This window comes from Peptoniphilus sp. SGI.035 (genome assembly GCF_050315115.1).
Taxonomy (GTDB): domain Bacteria; phylum Bacillota; class Clostridia; order Tissierellales; family Peptoniphilaceae; genus Peptoniphilus_A.
This window is the reverse complement of sequence record NZ_JBNPOJ010000017.1, coordinates 1-17,070: the sequence shown is the minus strand read 5'-3', so window position 1 is coordinate 17,070 and position 17,070 is coordinate 1. Positions and strand designations below refer to the sequence as shown.

Sequence of the window (17,070 nt, the reverse complement as noted above, 5' to 3'; positions counted from 1 at the left end):
ATGATAGAAATAAACATAAAAAAACAAATTGGAAATTTTAATTTAGATGTTAATGTAAAGAGCCAAAATAAAATTTTAGGGATTTTAGGCGAATCGGGCTCTGGGAAAACTATGATTTTAAAGTGTATTGCAGGTCTTATAGATCCAGATGAGGGCTATATAAAATTTAATACAAAGTATTATGACTCTTCAAAATCCTTTTCTATGAAAACAGAAAATAGAAAAGTAGGCTATATGTTTCAATCTTATGCCTTATTTCCAAATATGACGGCGGAAAAAAATATTTATTTTGTTTGCCAAGACAAGAAAAAGACAAAGGAATTATTAAAAAAAGTTGGATTATATGAAAAAAAAGATTTATTTCCAAAAAAATTGTCTGGAGGTCAAAAACAAAGACTTGCTATGGCGAGAATGTTATCAATAAATCCAGAAGTTATTCTTTTAGATGAATCATTTTCAGCATTAGATTCTGTCTTGAGAGATGAAATGGAAAAATTCATCAAAGACTTGATTACTAATTATGATATACCCACTATTTTAGTTTCACATAATAAAGAAGAAGTTTATAGATTTAGCGAAGATGCTTTAGTAATAAAAAATGGACATATAGAGGATTTTGGAAGTAAAGAAGAAGTATTTTTCAATCCTAAAAATAAATATTCAGCTAAACTTGTGGGCTTTGATATTTTTTTAAGTCAAGATGAAAGGAAAGATTTTGAATTTAAAGAGAAGCCAGGTACAAATGTTGCCATTAAGTCAAAAAATTTAAAGATAAAGGATGGCAGTAATTTTATCATCGAATCTAAAGAAGATGACTTAGAAGGATATTTTTATAATGTTAAAAACAAAAACACAGAAAAAATCTTTAGAATAAAGTCAAATTTAGATTTAAAGATAGGGGCGGAAATAAATATTGAAGTTATTAATTTTGTTAATATTCACTTGTAAATTTTCTAGTTTTAACAGAAATTTAAAAAATTAATATTATCAATTCTCTAATATTCTTGAAAAAACAATTTATAAATAATATACTAAAACTGCATAAACTAGAATAATTATAGGTGGGTTTTATAATAAAAATGAAAGAAATAAATGTAAATGACATTGATAATATCGAAGATGCTTACATCATTGATGTCAGAGAAGATGTAGAATTAAAGGAAACTGGAACTATTAAGGGTGCTATACATATTCCAATGATGATGGTACCAAATAATTTAAATAAAATTCCAAAGGATAGAGAGATTTATATTTTATGCAGAAGCGGCAGAAGGTCTTACGAAGTAGCAAGCTATCTTTGTGAACTTGGATATGACGCTGTTAATTTAGCTGGCGGCATTTTAGAATATAAAAATGAATTAATAAAATAAATATTTAAAGATAGAAAAATTATTTTATTTAATTTGATTATTTCAAGCTTTTTTATTATTTATGTGTTATAATACTTAAAGAAAGAACTTGAGGACCGAGTGAATCTCGGTCTTTTTTTGTTCAAAAAAAGAATTAGGAGAATATATTGAGATTTAACGAATTAAAATTATCTAGTGAAGTTTTACAGTCAATTGAGGAAATGGGTTTTGAAAATCCATCGGAAGTACAGGAAAATACAATTCCAGAAATATTAGAAGGTCATGACCTTCTTGCACAAGCACAAACTGGAACAGGTAAAACAGCTTCCTTCGGTATTCCAATGATTGAAAAAATCGAAGATAATAATTATGAAAGTTTGCAAGCTCTTGTCTTAGTTCCTACTAGGGAATTAGCTAGACAAGTTTCTAATGAATTGCAAAAACTTTCAAAAAACAAAAAATTTATAAAAGTCGTAGCTATTTATGGTGGTGCCGATATGGGTAAACAACTTAAAGAGCTAAAGAGGGGTGCAAGTATTGTCGTTGGTACTCCTGGAAGAATTATGGATCACATGAAAAGAAAAACTATTAAACTAGATGATTTGAAATTCTTAACACTTGATGAAGCAGATGAAATGTTCGATATGGGTTTTAGAGATGATATGAAGACTATTATCGAAAAGACAAATAGGAACAGACAAACTTTATTTTTCTCGGCAACTTTTGACAATAACATTAAGGAGTTTTCTAAACTATATCAGAAAAATCCCAAAAGAGTTATCATTGAAAAGAAAGAATTGACTGCAGAAAAAATTAAACAATATTATTTAGAATTAAACAGAAATATGAAAACTGAAATTTTAAATAGGTTGATTTTAATTAACAAACCAAAAAAAGCAATTATTTTCTGTAACACAAAGAGAATGGTTGAAAATCTTGAAGGGGAAATTGCACAAAGGGGATACAAAGTTGATTCTCTTCACGGCGATATGCGTCAATCTTCAAGAGATAATGTCATGAAAAAATTTAGAAATAACTCAATTGACATTCTTATCGCAACAGATGTTGCTGCACGTGGTCTTGACGTTTCTGACATTGACATAGTTTTCAACTATGACCTTCCACAACAAGCAGAGTATTATGTCCATAGAATTGGTCGTACAGCAAGAGCCGGCAAAAAGGGCGTTTCCTTTACTTTTATCACTAACAAAGATTACTCCAAGTTTAGAGAAATCGAAAAGTATGCAAATATCAAAATGGAAAAGATGGAACTACCTACTAAGTATGATGTTGAAAAAGAAAATATGGAAAACTTATTTAACAAAGTTAATAACAATATTTTAAAAGCTAAAGACAATGTAGATTACACAGAAGTTTTAAATAAACTTTTATCAGAAGGTTACAGTCTTTACGACATAAGCGCATCGCTTTTAAAAATGGTGAACGAGTCCTCAAGAAGCAAAAAAATTACTGAACTTGATAAAGTTGATTTTGGCAAAAAATTTGAAATGAATAAGTCCAATAAATCAGAAAACTCTAATAGAAAAAGCAGAGATAAAAATAATGGCAAAATTAAAAAAATAAAGGGACCAAAAATTTTTATAAACAAAGGCAAGAGAGATGGCATTGATTCTCGAGAAATTATTAGGCTTTTAGGCAAGCATACAAATGTAACTCCAAGTGAAATTGGAAAAATTAATATAATGCAAAACTTTACTTTTGTAGAGATTCCAAAAAATATGATTAAAGATGCAATAAGGGATTTAGACGGCAAAAAAGTCAAAGGCAAATCACTTAAAGCTGAATATTCAGAAAAATAATTAAAAAAATTTACAAAAACTCCTCATGTGAAAAAATCACATAGAGGAGTTTTTGTTTGCACTAAGTATTATTTTTTAATTAAAAAAATAAAGAAAATTAAAAAATTACTTGACAACGTTTACTCTATAATATATATTATAAGCAAGTAATTCGTATATACATTTTAAATACGTAAATACGAACTAAAAAGCAAGATAGTTTTAAAATTAAAAAGTGACTGAATTATAAGGAGGTCAAAAATGCCTAGTAGATTTGTATTGAACCCAATAAGTTATCATGGATATGGTGCTTTAGCTGGAGTAAAAGATGTAGTAGAGGATAAAAGATTAAAGAGAATAGTTGTTTTTGTGGATGGATTCTTAAAAGAAAACAAGATATCTGACAAAGTAACAAAATATTTAGACCAAGTTGATGGTTTAGAATATACATATTTCACAGATATTAAACCAAATCCGTCAATAAAAAATGTACTTGACGGGTTAAAAGTTTTAAAAGACTTTGATGCTGATGGAATAGTTGCTATAGGTGGTGGTTCAGTAATGGACTGTGCAGCAGGTGCAGCTATTATAAATACAAATCCTGAATTTGAAGATGTTAGAAGTTTAGAGGGAGTAGCTGATACCAAGAACCTTTCAACACCAATTATTGCAATTCCTACTACAGCAGGAACAGCAGCAGAAGTTACAATAAATTATGTTATAACAGATGAAGAAAGCCAAAAGAAAATGGTATGTGTAGATCCACATTCAATTCCAGTAGCAGCAATAGTGGATCCTGAAATGATGGAATCTATGCCATATGGCTTAACAGCATCTACAGGAATGGATGCCTTAACTCACGCTATAGAAGGTTACATAACAAAAGACGCAAATGATCTTTCAGATATGTTCCATATTAAGGCTATAGAATTGATAGCAAAATATTTACCTAAAGCTTGCGAAAATGATAAAGAAGCTAGAGAAAAGTTAGCATTAGCTCAATATGTTGCAGGTATGGGATTTTCAAATGTAGGGCTCGGATTAGTACATTCAATGGCTCATCCACTTGGAGCATTATATGATACTCCACACGGAGTTGCAAATGCAATCCTTCTTCCAACAGTTATGGAATATAATGCAGAAGCAACTGGTGAAAAATATAGAGATATAGCAAGGGCTATGGGAGTTAAAAAAGTGGATGAAATGAGCCAAGAAGAATATCGAAGAGCTGCAGTTAAGGCTGTAAAAGATTTATCTATAAGTGTTAAAATCCCAGAAGATTTAAAAGATATAGTTAAAGAAGAAGATATAGAATTTTTAGCTCAATCAGCTATGGATGACGCATGTAGACCAGGAAACCCAAAAGATCCTACAAAAGAAGAAATAATTGAACTTTATAAGAAACTTATATAGAAACAAGTAAAATAAAATATAAATAAAGGAGATAAAAATGGATTTAAATTTAAAGGATAAAGTATATATAGTAACAGGTGGTTTAAAAGGAATCGGTAGAGCTATAGCTTTACAATTAGCAAGAGAAGGTGCAGTTCCAGTTGTATTAAACAGAAAAAATAATGTAGTTGAAGACTTCAAAGCTGAAATGGAAAAAATCACTGACAATTATTCTCTTTACTTTATAGACTTAAATAATACTGAAGAAATAGAAGGAATAGTTAAAGACGTAGTTGAAAAATATGGAAAAATCGATGGTGTTGTAAACAACGCTGGTAAAAATGATAACTTATCTCTTGAAGAAACAAGTTGGCAAGAATTTGAGAAATCAATCCATTCAAACTTAACTCACTATTATGAATTAGTCCATCAAGCTATCCCTTATATAAAGGATGTAAAGGGATCTATAGTAAATATTTCATCAAAAACAGCTGTTACAGGGCAAGGTAAAACTTCAGCTTATGCAGCAGCAAAAGGTGCTATATTAGGATTAACAAGAGAATGGGCAGCAGCTTTAGCAGAAGATGGAGTAAGAGTAAATGCTATAGTTGTATCAGAGTCATGGACACCATTGTATAAAGAATGGATAAAAACATTTGGTGATGAAGAAGAGCAACAAGCAAGATTAAAATTAATAACAGATAAAATACCTTTAGGAAAAAGAATGACAGATCCAGAAGAAATAGCTGATACAGCTTGCTTCTTATTATCAGAAAGAGCTTCACATACAACAGGACAATGGGTTTACGTTGATGGAGGATATGTACATTTAGACAGAGCATTAAGTTAATAACGAACTGAAAAGGAAATTTAAAATGACTGATAGAATAAATAAAAATAGACAATCTAAAGCCAAAATTGCCATATACTTGGTGACATTTCTATTCTTTGCTTGGGGACTTACAATGAACCTAGTTAATGCCTTAAATACTCCAATGGCAAATTACATGGAAATATCATCAACAAAGGCAAGCTTACTACAAATGGCCTACTATGGAGCTTATTTCTTTCTAGCTATACCTGCATCAGTAGTAACTAGAAAGTATGGCTATAAAGTAGGAATGATGATGGGATTATTACTTTTTGTAATAGGTGCTGTTTTGACGATTCCTGCAACCTATAAAATGAGTTATGGAATATTCCTATTTGCAATGTTTGTAACAGCATCAGGAGCTGCAACACTTGAAACAAATTGTAACCCATATATAACAAAACTTGGCGATCCAGAAAAAGAATCTTTCAGGTTAAACCTTGCCCAATCATTTAATGGTGTAGGTAATATAGTTGGACCCTTTATACTAGGATCTCTTATAGGAGAAACAGTAGCTCCTAACCAAGCAGGATTTGAACAAGCAAAGGTTGAATTTTTATCGGGAACAAGAATTATATATATTGGAATTGCCATAGCGCTTGCTATAGTGTTCTTATTATTCTTCTTAATAAAACTTCCAAGTCCGGATAATGACGAAGAAATGGCGAATAATGAATCGACATTTGTTGCATTAAAGAGACTTTTTAAAATCAAACACTTTAAACAAGGTGTAATTGCAGCCTTTGTATTTATAGGATTACAAGTGGTAGGTATGTCTTTATTTTCAGCATATGCAATGGAGTTTTGGGAAGGAATGAGTGTAGGAACTGCTACCAAATATCTTTCAATAGTTTCACTATTATTCACTTTAGGAAGATTTATAACTACACCATTAATGAATAAAATAGAACCTAATAAAATCTTAGGTGTATATATGACTATAACGGCAGTTTTGATGATTATAGTAAGTATAGGATTAGGTAAATTCTCAGTAGTAGCTTTCATAGTAGCATACCTATTTATATCAATTGGTTTTCCAACAATATATTCATTAGCTTTAGTTGGAATAAAAGGAAATGACGCTAAGACAGGTGCATCAATTCTAACTATGAGTATAGTAGGAGCTGCTCTTATACCAGTTGTTATATCTGCCATAGGAGAAACATTTAATCTTCAAATAGCTATGGCAACAACAATAATAGGATTTATATATTGTGCTTGGTATGGATTTATTGGTTCAAGAAGGAGTTAATAATGACAGATAATAAAATTAAACTTATAGACACACACTTTCACGTTTGGAACCTAGATAAGCAAAACTTACCTTGGTTAGAAGATGTTCCAGCTTTAAAAAAATCTTATTTAATTGAAGATTACATCAATGAATATAAAAAACTAGATAATGTTATATTAGAAGGCGGAATATATGTCGAAGTAGATTCAGACAATCCAATACTTGAAGATGAGATTCTTTATGAAGAAAAAGCAAATAATGACAAAATACTTGCAATAGTAGCAAGATCAAAAGTATCACCAACTATGAGAGTCCCTCTTTTTGCAACAGGAATAAGACAACCACTTCATACAGGAGATGCTCCAAAAGGAATGTGTCTTGAAGATTCTTTTATAGAAGGTATAAAAGAACTTACTAAAAACAATATGACATTTGACTCTTGTAATAGAGTAGATGAGCTTTCAGATTTGGTAAAAATGATGGAAAAAACTCCAAATGCCAAAGTTGTTTTAAACCATTTAGGAAACGTTGAAGGATTGACGGATGAGTACAAAAATAATATGAAAGCTTTGGCAAAATTCCCAAATCTTTATGTAAAAGTATCAGGATATAAAACAGAAGATAAAGAATTTGTAAGAGATTTACTAAGTTTTGTAAAAGATACATTTGCAAAAGATAGGTTAATATATGCATCAAACTGGCCAGTTATTAATATTTACTCTAATTTAAAAGAGCATATAGATTTACTAATAGAATCATTTGGCAATGATGAAGACTTCTTCTATAACAATGCCAAAGAATGCTATGGGTTATAAAAACAATTAAATAGGGTTTTGGACTTATTTAAATTATTTTTAATAGTCAGGAGGATATTATGATTTTGAATTTTTTGAAAAAAGTTCCAGCTGGTATGATGATAGTGCCAATGTTTTTATCAGCTCTGATAAATACATTCTTTCCAGAGATGTTACAAATAGGTTCATTTACTACGGCAGTATTTACTAGTGCAGGAACAGCAGCGGTACTTGGAGTTCAGCTTGTATGTATGGGAGCTCAGCTAAGAGTAAAAGAACTTGCAGAAGTAGTTAAAAGAGGAGGGGTTTTACTTGTTTCAAAATATGCCATAGGAGCTGTTCTTGGCATAATAATTGGAAAATTATTTGGAATGGAAGGAATACTCGGTCTAACAACACTTGCAGTTATAAGTGCTATAACTAACTCCAATGGTTCAATGTACTTGGCTTTAAACGTAGAATATGGAGATGAGGTAGACCAAACAGCTATGAGTTTATTGGCTATAAACGATGGTCCTTTTTTAACACTTATTACATTAGGAGCTAGTGGACTTGCTCAAATTCCCATAGTATCTTTAATTGCGGTAATAGTTCCTATTTTATTTGGTATGCTTATAGGAAATATAGATAAGAAAATGAGTGAGTTTTTAGAACCAGGAATAGGATTGCTACTTCCTTTCGTAGGGATAACGCTAGGTGCAGGAATAGATGTAAAGGGAATAGTTGCAGGTGGAGCACCTGGAATATTACTAGGAATAATCACGGTATGCATAAGTGGTCCTTTCGTAGTACTTTGTGACAGGATATTTAATAAGAGACCAGGATATGCTGGTTGGGCAGTTTCATCGACAGCTGGCAATGCTATAGCAGTTCCAGCAGTAGTAGCATCTATTGACCCTTCATGGACTCCATATGTAACAGCTGCTACAACTCAAGTAGCTGCTTCAACAGTTATGACAGCTATATTAATACCAATTATAACAGCTTGGTGGGCTAAGAAATATGGTTGTCCAAAATATCCATTACCAGGACAAGATTTTAGTAAGAAAGATTGGAAAGCAAAATGATAGGAGAATAATATGATAAATGCAGTAATTATAAGTGAAAAAGATAATGTTATAGTAGCAATAGAACCAATAAAAAAAGGCGACATAGTAGAATTTAAAGACTTAAATGGAAATATTAAAAGTATAAAAGCTATTGATGATATAAAAATTTATCATAAATTAGCTTTGACTGATATAAAAAAAGGAGAACCTGTCATTAAGTATGGAGAGCATATTGGATTTGCATTAAATGATATAAAAATAGGGGAACATGTTCATGACCATAATATTGAAGGCAGACGTGAAGATTTAGAAGCTATAGAATAAATAGGAGGATTAATCAAATGACTAGGACATTTTGGGGATATAAAAGAAGCGATGGTAGAGTTGGAATAAGAAACCATATATTAATTTTGCCATGCTCAGTATGTGCATCAGATACAACTAGAATTATTGCGGGACAAGTTAAAGAGGCAGTTACATTTAATATGCAATTAGGCTGTTCACAATTAGGAAAAGACTTTGAATATACATTAGATACAATTTCTGGATTTGCAGCTAATCCTAATATATATGCTACAGTTTTAGTTTCTTTAGGCTGTGAAAATGCTCAACTTAACTTAGTTAAGGCAGAAATTGAAAAAAGAACAAACAAACCACTTAGATCTGTTATAATTCAAGAAGAAGGTGGAACTTTAAAAGCAATTGAAAAAGCGACAAGATACGCTAAAGAATTTGTAGCAGAAGCTAGTATGGAAAGAAGAGAAGAGTTTCCAGTTTCTGAACTTATAATGGGAACAGAATGTGGTGGATCAGATCCAACAAGTGGATTAGCTTCAAACGTATTAATAGGAAATCTTTCAGATAAAATGGTTGAAAACGGAGGTACAACAGTACTTAGCGAAACAACTGAATTTATTGGAGCGGAGCATATTTTAGCAAGAAGAGCTAAAAATGAAGAGGTAAAGAAAAGAATTTATGATATAGTTCATAGATTCGAAGATCACATCCAAATGAATACAGGGGAAGAAGTTAGAGAAGGTAATCCATCGCCGGGAAATAAAGAGGGTGGACTTACAACACTTGAAGAAAAATCATTAGGTTGTATTCATAAGGGTGGTACAACTACTGTAAATGCAGTATATGATTATTCAAAACAACTTAAAACTAAAGAAGGATTAGTTATTATGGATACACCTGGGAATGATCCGTCATCAGTAGCAGGAATGATTGCTGGCGGTTGTCAAATAGTAGTATTTTCTACAGGAAGAGGAACTCCAACAGGAAATCCTATAGCACCAGTTATTAAAATTACAGGAAATAGAGAGACTGCCAAAACTATGTCAGATAACTTAGATTGGGATGCTAGTCCAACGATTTATGGAGAAAAAACCATGGAAGAGCTTGCAGATGAATGTTTTGACGAGTTAATTGATTTCTGTAATGGAAAATTAACAAAAGCTGAAGCTCTAGGTTATACGGAAATAGCAATTCAAAGAGGGGCAAATTTTGTTTAAAAACATTAGGAGGATTTTATGTGTGAAATAATAGTACCAGTTGTTACAATATTTGATGAAAATGAAAAACCAGATTTTGAAGAAAATAAGAAAGTCATAGATTTTCTTATTGAAGGTGGTGTAGATGGGATTCTAGTACTTGGAAGTACTGGAGAGTTTACAGTTTTAGATTATGAAGATAAATTGCAATTTGCTAAAGATTACTACGAGTATACAAAGGGTAGGGTTGATCTATATTTTGGAAGTAATTGTGCTTCCTTTGAAGATACTGTAAAACTTAGCAATGAGGCTATAAAAATAGGCTATAAAGGTGTTATGGTTATGGGACCATATTACTTCGCCATGGATGATGAAAAAATCTTCATTTATTATAATGAATTAGCCAAAAAAGTTAAGGGAAATGTATATATTTATAATTTTCCAGCTAGAAGTGGCTACTCTGTAAGTGGAGAGGTCTATGCAAAACTTATAGAGGAGAATTCAAATATAGTGGGTCTTAAAGATTCAGTTGCAGATCCAATTCATACTAATAAGCTATTAAGGGCTACGGAAGGTCATAGGACAAAAGTTTACTCAGGATTTGATGACCAATTCTTATATAACCTTTCGACAGGTGGTTCAGGATGTATAGGTGCTCTTTCAAATTTAGTACCAGAAATATGGTCAGACCTTGTTAAATCAACAAAGGAAGAGAACTTTGATAGAGTGTATAAATTGTCTAATTTAATTCATAAATTAATGCCTTTATATGATTTAGATAGTAATTTCTCACACTTATTCAAGAGACTAATGGCGGTTAGGGGCGTAGATATTTCTCCTAAGTCAATATTTCCATATAATCAACTTTCAGATGAAGTATTTGAAAGGGGTAAGTCTATCTTAGAAAAAGTAATTAAAGAGTACGAAGAAATCAAGTAATTATGATATAATATTTCATGATTGGAGGAATCATGGAATATAAATTGCACAATCCTACTCTTAGAGTAGTAAAAATTCTTGATTTAATAAATAATTATGAAAATGGTCTTTCATTTTTAGAGATATCGACAAAATTAAAAATTCCAAAAAGCACATTAAGTCCAATATTAAAAACATTAGAGATGACTAATTTTATTGAAAAAAATGATAAGGGATGCTATATGGCATCCTTTAAGCTTTTTCAATTAGGCTTATCTTATTCAGGAAGACTAGATAGTCTTTCGATGATTAAAAAACAAATGGAGATAGTTGTTGATAAAATTGGAGAAATAGTTCAATTTGGGGTTCTTGTTGATAATATGGTTTTATATTTAGAAAAGGTAAACTCACCAGATAATATTGAGATAGTAAGTTCTGTGGGCAAGAAAATTCCAGCTATATATACGGCACTTGGAAAGGCACTTTTATCTGGATTTAGTGATGCAGAAATAATAGAAAAATTTAAAGATTATGAATTTGTAAAATATACAGAAAACTCAATAACAAATATTGATAGGCTACTTGATGAAATACATAAGGTAAGAGAAAGGGGATATGCGGTGGAAAACCAAGAATTTACCCATAACACTTCATGTGTAGCTGTGCCTATTAGAGAAGATGGGATAATTAAGGGGGCAATGTCTGCTACCTATCCAATTTTTAGAAAAACTGAAGATACAGAAGATTTTATCTCTAAAGTTTTATTAGAACAAAAAGAAATTATAGAGGATATTATAAAAATTCAAAATTTGAAATTAGATTTTACTAACAGTGAGCAATAGAGGTAGATTATGAAATTGTTTTTTATAGAAATAAAAGGCTACAAAGAAATAGCTGTTGAAATAGACTATAAATTATACCTACTTAAAGATTTTGGATATGATTTTAAAGACATAAATGAATTAATAGATAGTGAAATAAATCTTAAAGACTTATGTTTTAATAATCAAAAGGAAATCAAAAATGAATATAAAATTTTAAGTCCAATTGAATATCCAAAACAAGATATAATCTGTATAGGAATGAATTATATAGATCACAAAGATGAAGTAGAAAAAGTATCAAAAAAAGATTTTTCCAAAGATGTAGATACTATATATTTTTCAAAAAGAGCCAATAAAATTTTAGGAAATAATGACTTTATTCCAATAAATAGTGAAATAACAGAAAAACTAGATTATGAAATTGAACTTGCTGTAATTATTGGAAAAGACGGGAAAAACATAAAAAAAGAAGAGGCAAATAATTATATATTTGGTTTTTCAATTTTTAATGATTTATCGGCAAGAGATTTACAGACTAAATACAAGCAGTGGTACTATGGAAAAAGCTTTGATGGCTCATCTGCAATGGGACCATGTATCCTTTTAAAGGATAAAAGTTTCGACTATAATAAACTTGACATAAAACTTTCTGTAAATAGAGAAATAAGACAAGATAGCAATACCAAGAATATGATTCTAGGTGTTAATGAAATTATAGAAGACTTATCAAAGTCTATGACACTTAAAAAAGGAACAATAATAGCCACGGGAACTCCATCAGGAGTTGGGATGGCTCTAAATCCTCCAATATTTCTTCAAAGTGGAGATACACTAGAACTTGAGATAGAAAAAATAGGCGTCTTGGAAAATACAGTTAAATAACATACTAATTATAAAATGCCAGAGTTTCATAAACTTTGGTATTTTTTGTATTTTGCTTTAGTTTTGAGTCAGTTTAAAATCACATAGAGGAGTTTATATTTGCAAATTTTATTTATTAAAATCTCTGTTATAATGTAGTAAGGAGGTTTTTATGGATAACAAATTTTTAATTATAGATGGAAGTTCGCTTTTTTTTAGGGCATTTTATGCTCTGCCACTTTTAAAAACTAAGAGGGGTCTTTATACTAACGCAATCTACGGTTTTGTAATGATGGTTGAAAATGCAATTGAAAAAATAAATCCAACTCATGTTGCTGTTTGTTTCGATATGAAGGGCAAAACTTTTAGATCCGAAATATACAAAGACTACAAGGGTACAAGGCAAAAAACTCCCAACGAACTTGAACAACAATGGCCTCTAGTTCGCGATATTTTAAAATACATGAATATTAAAATTTTGGAATCACCTGTTTACGAAGCAGATGACATTGCAGGTACTCTTTCTAAAATTGCATCAGAAGAAAATTTTGAAACCTATTTACTCACTGGCGATAAGGACTATTTTCAACTTGTAAATGAAAATACAAAAGTCCTATTAACTCGCAAGGGGATTACTGAAATGGACATAGTAACTGTGGAAAGTATTGAGAAAGATTATGGGATTAAGCCAATTGAATTTATAGAGTTGAAAGCCTTAATGGGTGATCAGTCTGACAATATTCCGGGAATTTATGGAATTGGAGAAAAAACTGGATTAAAATTAATTCGCGAGTTTCACAATATTGAAAATCTTTACGATAATATTGATAATATAAAAGCAAAAAAGCTTAAGGAAAAATTAATCGAGGGTAAAATGTCTGCCTTTATGAGTAAAAAGTTGGGTACAATCATAAAAGATGTGCCAATTGAAGAAAATTTAGATGATTTAAAAAAAGTCGACTATGATTATGAAAAGCTTTCACAAATGTATCGCGACTTCGAGTTTAATTCAATGCTTGCAAGACTTCCTAAGGAGTATCAAAAGGAAGAAGTGGAAGAAATTTCTGAAGATAATTTTAAATTTGAGGAAATTAAAAACCTAGATGAAATTATAAAAAAGATTAATGACAATAAGTCTTTTGCCTTTAAATTTATTACTGATGGCAAAATTTATGAAGATGTAAATCCAATTTATCTCGCAATAAAAGTCCCAGACGAAGTTGTAAATTTTATTTTATGGGATAATATTGATAAAAATAAATTAAAAGAAATCATGGAAGATGAAGACATAGAAAAACTTGGCTATGAACTTAAAGAGGATATTATAATCTTAATGAGTCTTGGCATTGATATAAAAAATTATTGTCATGATGTTAAAATCGCCGAATATATTTTAAATTCTACAAAAAGTGATTATGATATAAATAAAATTTCTATGGATTATTTTAAAAAGGGATATATTGATCAAGATGATTTTTTGGGCAAGGGAGTCAAGAAAAAAACTTACTCTGAAGTGAAAAAAGAAGATCTATTTAAATATTTTGCCTTTGTGTTAAATTCAATTTACAAATTGGAAAGAGTGCAAAGGGACAAAATCGGCGAGGAAAACATGACTTCCCTATATGAAGATATGGAGCTACCTTTAGTTGAAGTCCTTGCCTCTATGGAGTATGTTGGCATAAACACTGATGAGGCAGTTTTAGATGAAATTGACGAGAAAATTTCATTAAAACTAAAGGATTTAGAAGAAAAAATATATTGTGAAGCAGAAGAAGAGTTTAACATTAATTCTCCTAAGCAACTTGGCGTTATTTTATTTGAAAAAATGGACTTCCCAGTGATAAAAAAGACAAAAACAGGCTATTCAACTTCTGCAGATGTTCTTGAAAAGCTTCGTGGCGAGGGAGAAATTATCGACTATATTTTAGATTACAGGAAATTCTCTAAATTAAAGTCAACTTATATCGATGGTTTAAAAGCTGTTATAAACAAGAAAACTAATCGGATTCACTCAAGATTTATGCAAACAGTAACTGCAACAGGAAGAATTTCATCTACGGATCCAAATTTACAAAATATACCAATAAAAACTGAAGAGGGAAGATTAATTCGAAAGGCATTTTTGGCATCAAAGGGTTGTATGCTTGTAGATGCTGACTACTCACAAATTGAGCTTCGTGTTCTTGCGGCACTTTCTAAGGATAAAGAAATGCTTGATGCCTTCAAAGAGGGATTAGACATTCACAAAAAAACGGCATCAGAAGTATTTCATGTGGATTATGACGATGTAAATGCACTTCAAAGGTCTGAGGCAAAAGCAGTAAACTTTGGAATAGTCTATGGAATTTCTGATTATGGTCTTTCACAAAACTTAAATATACCAAGAAAGGCAGCAAAGGAATACATTGACAATTATCTTGGACATTTTGTTGGAATAAAAAATTATATGTCAGAAGAAATTGAAGAAGGAAAGAAAAAGGGTTATGTAGAGACGATTTTTAACAGAAGGAGATACATTCCTGAACTTAAGGCAAAGAATTTTAATATAAGAAGTTTTGGAGAAAGAATTGCACTTAACACGCCAATACAAGGTTCAGCTGCTGACATAATAAAAATTGCCATGGTAAAAGTTTATAATGAATTAAAGAAGAGAAACTTAAAATCAAAATTGATAATTCAAATTCACGACGAGCTTGTAGTTGATGCAGCAGAGGGCGAAGTTGAAGAAGTAAAAAAAATAATGAAGGATTTAATGGAAAATTCTGTGGACTTGAATGTAAAACTTTCTGTGGATATGAATACAGGTGAAAATCTTTATGAATCAAAATAAAGTAATTGGTCTTACAGGCTCTATTGCAACGGGAAAATCTCAGGTCTCAAAGTATTTAAAGGACAAGGGCATAAAAGTTGTTGACGCAGATTTAATTGCAAGAGATGTGGCAAATTTTGAATTTGTAAAAAATAAGATTAAAGAGGAGTTTGGAGAAGATTTATATAAAGATGGAAACCTTGACAGAAAAAAACTTGCAGAAGTAGTTTTTAAAAATGAAAAATCAAGGGAAAAGTTAAATCAAATCATGCATCCAGAAATTTATAAAGAGATAAAAAGACAAATTGAGGGTTCAAATGACCTTGTATTTGTCGACATACCATTGTTTTTTGAAAACGAAGAATTAAATAAGAAATATGGACTGAATTTCGATGAAATTTGGCTTGTATATGTTGACAGAGCTACACAAATAAAAAGACTAATGGAAAGGGACGACATTTCAAGAGAATACGCAAAAGAGAAAATAAATTCGCAAATCTCTGTTGAAGAAAAGAGAAAAAAAGCCGATGTCATAATCAATAACTCTGGGACTTTAGAAGAAACTTTCGCCCAAGTAGAAAAAAATTTAAAAAAATTATAACAAATAGCTGTATTAGCAGAAGTGAGCTAATACAGCTATTTAACTATTTCCAAAAAAACATTATAAGAATTATTAAAATTATTAGCATAAAAGTAGCTAATTTTTTAAATATTTTAGAATCATCGGTATCAAGAGATAATATAATAAGTATCATAAAAATAATGGAAATTACATTTATTATTATCTTTGTTGTTCTATTAAAAATAAGATAATTATGATTATTTAAAAAGATAATTATTAAACTTATTAAATATAACAATTTATATATTTTATCAAATTTTTTCATGTTAATATTTTTCAATATTTGTAATATATTTATCAGTCCTGTACACTGTTCTCATACCAGCTCTCCTTCTGTAGTACTTAACAGTTTTAACCGTAAAGATTAGTCCGTGACTAGAATCATTTGGTACAAATAAATTAGCACCACCTATAAGTGTACTAACAGTACTAATTAAACCACCAACGGGTTCAGCGCCAGGCACTAAAGCTACAGCTAATCCAACGACTCCTCCTGCAGATGCTCTATCGCCTATATAGCTTCTTATCTCACTATAAGATATTCTAAAGGAGCTATAGGAACTTTCAGAATAATTGAAATTCCAGAAGCTTTATCAACAAAGTTTGAATAGGATTCAGTTTTACCAGTAAAACTTGAATATATAGTATCATCTTTGTAGTTAACAATTATAAAGTTTTCTGTATCTGTATCCAAATTTTTTATAGAAATTTTTTTAAAATTATTATTTTCTATAATTTCAACTTTTTCAGAAGAAATATTATTTTGAAAATTAGAATTACGGATTTCTGAATTTTCAAATTGATCATATATGTAATATGATTGGTTTAGTTTCTCTGCAAAAACATTTGTATTCATAGACATTGGAATTAAGCTTGCAAAAGCTAATATAAAACTTACTTTAGAATAAAAATTTTTTATAAAAAATTCCTTTATATTTATAATAACTAAACATTAACAAATTAACACATAAAGTAGTTAAAAATCTAATAAGAATATAATTAAAAAAGAAAAAAACTTTACAAATGATGAAGTTTTTGTTATCATAAATAAAGTA

The 17,070-nt window shown here is 30.2% G+C and carries 17 protein-coding genes; 15 read left to right on the top strand and 2 right to left on the bottom strand.

Going from position 1 to position 17,070, the window contains the following annotated elements; all coding sequences use genetic code 11:
- The 15 genes from ACQRC6_RS07745 (at position 1) to coaE (ending at position 15,994) form a co-directional block, all read left to right on the top strand.
- Positions 1–948 (top strand): sulfate/molybdate ABC transporter ATP-binding protein, encoded by a 948-nt coding sequence (locus ACQRC6_RS07745; RefSeq protein ID WP_427848441.1) that lies wholly within the window; start codon positions 1–3, stop codon positions 946–948.
- Positions 949–1,079: 131 nt separating this feature from the next.
- On the top strand, positions 1,080–1,370 hold the full coding sequence (locus tag ACQRC6_RS07740) for a rhodanese-like domain-containing protein (RefSeq protein ID WP_293559837.1): 291 nt from the start codon (positions 1,080–1,082) through the stop codon (positions 1,368–1,370).
- A 146-nt stretch (positions 1,371–1,516) separates the two neighbouring features.
- A complete protein-coding gene (locus ACQRC6_RS07735) occupies positions 1,517–3,169 on the top strand; it encodes a DEAD/DEAH box helicase (RefSeq protein ID WP_293559836.1) in 1,653 nt (550 codons plus the stop codon).
- Positions 3,170–3,409: 240 nt separating this feature from the next.
- On the top strand, positions 3,410–4,561 hold the full coding sequence (gene fucO / locus ACQRC6_RS07730) for a lactaldehyde reductase (RefSeq protein ID WP_293559835.1): 1,152 nt from the start codon (positions 3,410–3,412) through the stop codon (positions 4,559–4,561).
- Between the two features lie 37 nt (positions 4,562–4,598).
- A complete protein-coding gene (locus ACQRC6_RS07725; RefSeq protein WP_293559834.1) occupies positions 4,599–5,390 on the top strand; it encodes an SDR family oxidoreductase in 792 nt (263 codons plus the stop codon).
- Positions 5,391–5,415: 25 nt separating this feature from the next.
- Positions 5,416–6,663 (top strand): sugar MFS transporter, encoded by a 1,248-nt coding sequence (locus ACQRC6_RS07720; protein ID WP_427848440.1) that lies wholly within the window; start codon positions 5,416–5,418, stop codon positions 6,661–6,663.
- Between the two features lie 2 nt (positions 6,664–6,665).
- Complete coding sequence (locus ACQRC6_RS07715) at positions 6,666–7,460, top strand: amidohydrolase family protein (protein ID WP_293559833.1); 795 nt, start codon at positions 6,666–6,668, stop codon at positions 7,458–7,460.
- Between the two features lie 59 nt (positions 7,461–7,519).
- Positions 7,520–8,506 (top strand): 2-keto-3-deoxygluconate permease, encoded by a 987-nt coding sequence (locus ACQRC6_RS07710; protein ID WP_427848439.1) that lies wholly within the window; start codon positions 7,520–7,522, stop codon positions 8,504–8,506.
- A 12-nt stretch (positions 8,507–8,518) separates the two neighbouring features.
- The gene (locus ACQRC6_RS07705) at positions 8,519–8,812 is read left to right on the top strand and encodes a UxaA family hydrolase (protein ID WP_075659218.1); all 294 of its coding nucleotides are present in this window, start codon (positions 8,519–8,521) and stop codon (positions 8,810–8,812) included.
- A gap of 17 nt (positions 8,813–8,829) precedes the next feature.
- The gene (locus tag ACQRC6_RS07700; RefSeq protein ID WP_075659217.1) at positions 8,830–10,002 is read left to right on the top strand and encodes a UxaA family hydrolase; all 1,173 of its coding nucleotides are present in this window, start codon (positions 8,830–8,832) and stop codon (positions 10,000–10,002) included.
- An 18-nt stretch (positions 10,003–10,020) separates the two neighbouring features.
- Complete coding sequence (locus ACQRC6_RS07695) at positions 10,021–10,920, top strand: dihydrodipicolinate synthase family protein (protein ID WP_169969761.1); 900 nt, start codon at positions 10,021–10,023, stop codon at positions 10,918–10,920.
- 32 nt (positions 10,921–10,952) lie between these two features.
- Positions 10,953–11,741 (top strand): IclR family transcriptional regulator, encoded by a 789-nt coding sequence (locus ACQRC6_RS07690; RefSeq protein WP_169969763.1) that lies wholly within the window; start codon positions 10,953–10,955, stop codon positions 11,739–11,741.
- 9 nt (positions 11,742–11,750) lie between these two features.
- Positions 11,751–12,605: a fumarylacetoacetate hydrolase family protein gene (locus ACQRC6_RS07685; protein ID WP_427848438.1), complete on the top strand. Its 855-nt coding sequence runs from the start codon at positions 11,751–11,753 to the stop codon at positions 12,603–12,605.
- Positions 12,606–12,756: 151 nt separating this feature from the next.
- Positions 12,757–15,414: a DNA polymerase I gene (gene polA, locus ACQRC6_RS07680; protein ID WP_427848437.1), complete on the top strand. Its 2,658-nt coding sequence runs from the start codon at positions 12,757–12,759 to the stop codon at positions 15,412–15,414.
- Positions 15,401–15,994: a dephospho-CoA kinase gene (coaE, locus tag ACQRC6_RS07675; RefSeq protein WP_427848436.1), complete on the top strand. Its 594-nt coding sequence runs from the start codon at positions 15,401–15,403 to the stop codon at positions 15,992–15,994. The genes polA and coaE overlap by 14 nt, the downstream gene beginning before the upstream one ends.
- A 287-nt stretch (positions 15,995–16,281) precedes the next feature.
- Here coaE and ACQRC6_RS07670 read toward each other — a convergent pair whose 3' ends face one another.
- Entirely contained in the window at positions 16,282–16,479 is a 198-nt protein-coding gene (locus ACQRC6_RS07670) for a hypothetical protein (protein WP_427848435.1), read from the bottom strand.
- Between the two features lie 59 nt (positions 16,480–16,538).
- A complete protein-coding gene (locus tag ACQRC6_RS07665) occupies positions 16,539–16,871 on the bottom strand; it encodes a hypothetical protein (protein ID WP_427848434.1) in 333 nt (110 codons plus the stop codon).
- Between the last annotated feature and the right edge of the window lie 199 nt (positions 16,872–17,070).